Genomic DNA, 3859 nt, shown 5'->3' with positions numbered 1-3859 from the left:
ATCACCTCGTTGAGCACCCTATTTGCTAGACTCGGGACGACCCGGCCCTGCATCGACGGGACCTCGACGTGCAGAGATCCTCCCACGAAGTGATAGGCAGGTACTGGCCCGCGGCTCTCATCGGGGTTTCCCTCGTCGCGCCCATCTTCATCGACACGATCGCGCACTCCGAGCTGTTCATGACGTTCCTGCTCGCCGGCTTCGCTGCCGCGGCTGTCGCCGCCGCAAGGCGCGGATCCCACCTCCACGTTCCGAAGGCGCTGACCATCTCCCTCGCGGCGCTGATCCTGTACCTGGGTGCGAGGGCGCTCTTCGCCCCCGAGCCGTTGGTCGCCCTGTACGGAGCGTACAGTTCGGACGGCACGGTCCTTTGGCTCGTGTCGGCAGCCGTCGCGACGCTCGGCGCATCCGCATGGGCCTCGGGTCGGCTTCGTGGCGAGCCGGCGTCCTCGGACGGCGTCGTCTGGTCGCTCATCGCGATCTCCACTTACTGTGCCGCGTCCGGTGTCGCGGGGTGGCTGTGGGGACCGACCGATACCGTCGGAGGGCTCCCGAGCGGCTTCACGCCCAACTCTCAGTACCAGCTGCAGTTGCTGACCGTGGGGATGACAGCCGCGATCGCCTGGGGACTGCTGAAGCGACGGAACGTCGCTCACGTCGTGCCGGCGGCGCTCGCGCTCGTCGTGATCGCGGTGAATATCGGCGAAGCCCGCGCCGCAGCCGCGCCCGTCGCGTTGGCAGTCGCCGCTATCTACGTCGCCTCCCTGGTCGTCGCGCTCCCCCGCCTGACCGGAAGGGTCTTCGCGGGCGTGTGGACCGCGCTCGTCGGCATCGCTGGGACTGCCACTGCAGTGGCAGTCCTGTCGGAGAACTGGTCGGTGCGCACCGTGACCTTGCTGGACTCGCTCGGCAACGCACGGGGCACGCTCTGGAGTTCGGCCGCGCGGATCGTGGAGGGGAACCCCCTGTTCGGACGCGGCCTCGCTCATGCCACGCCGATCTCGCGCTGGACGTTCGACGGTGGGACCTTCGACGTCACTACCACGACCGACCCCCACAATGTGTTCTTCCTTCTGGCTACGGGCGGAGGGGTCGTAGCAGTCATCCTGGGGTTGGCGGTCCTCTTCTTCATGCAGCTGTCCGTCTTCGAGGCGACGCGGGCGGCCGCCCGAGCGTACAGGCCCGCCCTCCTCGTCTTGGTCGCCGGCACCGCCGCGCTGTTCGTCCTCTCGCAGTTCGCTTTCGCGTACCCCGTCGCATGGACGCTCGGCGGCCTCCTCGTCGGACTCGTACTGGCGGCTGGTGCCACCCCCCAAGCGGCCGCCCGACCCCCCGGCAGGAAAGGGCTGCTGCTCCTCGCAGGCGCCGCCGCGCTGCTCGCCTTCGTCGCGGCTGCCTGGGTACCCACCCCCAACCGCGCGGCGTCCCTGCGCCTCTCTTCCGGAGCCTGGATGGACCCCGCGATCGCGGTGGCGCGCCAACTCGCGCTGGTCGAGGATTCGTGGGACGTGATGCCCATGGAGACCGCGAACGACATCCTCTCGACCGGGCTGGCCGCGGGCGCCCCCCAGGCCGTGGGCTACCTCCCGCTCGCCGAGCAGAAGCGCGGCATCGTGAAGGACAACATGGCGTGGGACGCACGCCTTGCGGCTTCGGAGCTGCACCTGTGGGCCGCGCAGACGGACGCGGGCGCCACGAGCGCGGCAGCCCTGCGGGAGGCCGTCGAGGCGGGCATGCTCGCCGATCCCGCGTCCGGCTTCTGGGCGACCGCGGGCACGGCTCTGCTGGCCGAACACGACGAGCAGACCGCCATCGCCTACGCCAAGCTCGTACGCTCCGATCCCCTCTGGGCGATGCAGGCGGAACGGAACGCGGATGCGGCCACCGTGGCGCTCATCGAGCAGCTCGCGGAGCGCTAGCGCCGGACGGCCCGGAGCGGCCGGTGCCGCTACAGTCTCATCAGGTACTGATCGACCGGAGCGAAATCGTCGGTCAGCAGCCGGGTGCCCTGAGGGACCTCGTACCCCGTGAATCGGTTCGCCGCGAACTCCGGCGCCACGGCCTCGATCGCCGCAGCCAGGTCGCTTCCGGGGCGCTTCACCGCTACGATCGACGTGTTCCGCAGCGGGGCGTCGGCTTCGAGACCCTGGACGGCGTACGCCTCGACCTGAGGGAACACCGCCGAGATGCTCGCGAACAGAGCGTCGTAGAACCGCGAGCGTTCGTCAGTGGGAGAGGCGACGACGTTCATGACCAGGATGCCGTCCTCCGCCAGCAGGTCGTAGCATCGTCTCCAGGCCTCCACGGTCGTGAGTTGGTACGGAACCGTCGCTTCTGACTTGAATGCGTCGATGAAGACCGCGCCGTAAGGCCCCTCGGCACGATTCAGGAACGTCCTGCCGTCTTCGAGGAAGACGCGGATGCGGGGGTCGTCGGAGAAGCCGAAGTACTCGCGGGCCACGTCCACCAGCTCGCCGTCGATCTCCACGGCGTCGACCGTGGCGTTCGCGTTCGTGGCGACGAAGATCCGAGGATAGCTGAAGGTCCCGCCCCCTACCATGAGCGCGCGCTCGATCCCGGGGGTGAGGCGCGCGGCGAGGTCGTAGTAGCCGTAGTAGTCGAACGCGTAGGGCTCTCCGCTGTCCACGTACGACGCCGACTCGGCCGAGATGTGGTCGCGGGAGAGCCCGATGAGCTCGCGCCCGGTGTCGGGGTCGGCGGCCGTGCGCAGCAGGTACCTGTCGTACTGCGTGTCCAGCGACACCGTCCCGGAGCGTGACGCGAGCCATGAGAGGAGAACCATGCCGAGGACAGCGGCCAGCAGCAGCGCCTTCCTCCAATCGAAACGGCCCATCAGCACGACGGCCAGCCCGGCTAGCACCACGACGCAGACGAGCATGATGTTGTGCGTACCCAGAACGGAGATGAGCCAGAAGCCGGCGGCGAACGTGCCTGCGATGCTTCCCAGCGTAGCCAGGGCGTAGAGTGAGCCGACCGTGGCGCCCGCATGCTCCACGCCGTGCATCCTGACGCGGATGGAATACGGCGTGACCACACCGAGCAGCATGGACGGGACCGCGAAGAGCAGGCAGGCAGCGACGACGGACATGGTCCTCGTCGCGCCTCCAGCCACGAGCGCGGGCAGAAGACGGTCCTCGCTGAAGGACATCAGGGCGACACCCAGAGCAGCGATCCCCAGCACCCACGAGAGCATCGTCGCATCCACCCACCTGTCCGCGAGCCGCCCCCCGACGTAGTTGCCCAGGCTCATGAACGCCAGGATCACGCCGATGAGGCTGGTCCAGACGAACAGCGAGCTGCCGAAGTAGGGAGACATCAGGCGCGACCCGGCCAGCTCGAGTACCATCCCGATCCCGGCAGACACGAAGACCGCCGTCTCGAGCACGAGCGGCCTGTCGGCGAGTGAAGCTGCGTCGGTCCGCATTCTCTGATCCAGTCCTTGTCGGCCTAGCTGCGACGACGGTTCCGCCCCGGCGGGCTACCGCTGGAAGCTCTTGTACCGCTCGTGGCACACCCCGCAGAAGTTACGGCCCCTGACCTTGGCCATGCTGCCGTGGCAGCTGTCACAGGAGTCGAAGCCTGCGGCGGGTCGAGAGCCGTGCACCCTCGGCCAGGCGCTGGTGGGGTGACCGGGGAACGGACCCTTGTCGTGGCACTTGTCGCAGGGGTTGCGCCTCGCGGTGTGACACTTCTTGCAGGTCTTCCCGCCCTTGTACCAAGTGTCGAGCGTGGCGACACGCGGGTGCTCGCTGTTGATGAATCCCGCACTGTGGGGCATCCGTATGCCGTGGCAGGAGTCGCAGGCGCGCTCGTCATGGCACGTGTAGCACTTGGTCTC

General features: G+C 68.4%; 3 protein-coding genes. 1 reads left to right on the top strand and 2 read right to left on the bottom strand.

Annotated elements, in window-relative coordinates:
* Positions 1 to 68 precede the first annotated feature (68 nt).
* Complete coding sequence (locus IBX62_09930) at positions 69 to 1919, top strand: O-antigen ligase family protein (GenBank protein MBE0477404.1); 1851 nt, start codon at positions 69 to 71, stop codon at positions 1917 to 1919.
* A gap of 29 nt (positions 1920 to 1948) precedes the next feature.
* On the opposite strand, the gene IBX62_09925 is transcribed toward IBX62_09930, so the two are convergent.
* Both IBX62_09925 and IBX62_09920 read right to left on the bottom strand, forming a co-directional pair.
* Complete coding sequence (locus IBX62_09925) at positions 1949 to 3445, bottom strand: fused MFS/spermidine synthase (protein ID MBE0477403.1); 1497 nt, start codon at positions 3443 to 3445, stop codon at positions 1949 to 1951.
* A gap of 54 nt (positions 3446 to 3499) precedes the next feature.
* Positions 3500 to 3859: hypothetical protein (locus tag IBX62_09920; protein MBE0477402.1), on the bottom strand; the 360-nt coding region annotated here is incomplete at its 5' end.

Source organism: Coriobacteriia bacterium, from assembly GCA_014859305.1.
Taxonomy (GTDB): Bacteria; Actinomycetota; Coriobacteriia; order Anaerosomatales; family Kmv31; genus Kmv31.
The sequence above is the reverse complement of the archived record's forward strand: the minus strand, read 5'-3'. Positions and strand labels throughout refer to the sequence as shown.

Coding starts and splice junctions, on each gene's coding strand:
- IBX62_09925 (MBE0477403.1), bottom strand. CDS start 3,445: ATGCGGACCGACGCAGCTTCACTCGCCGACAGGCCGCTCGTGCTCGAG.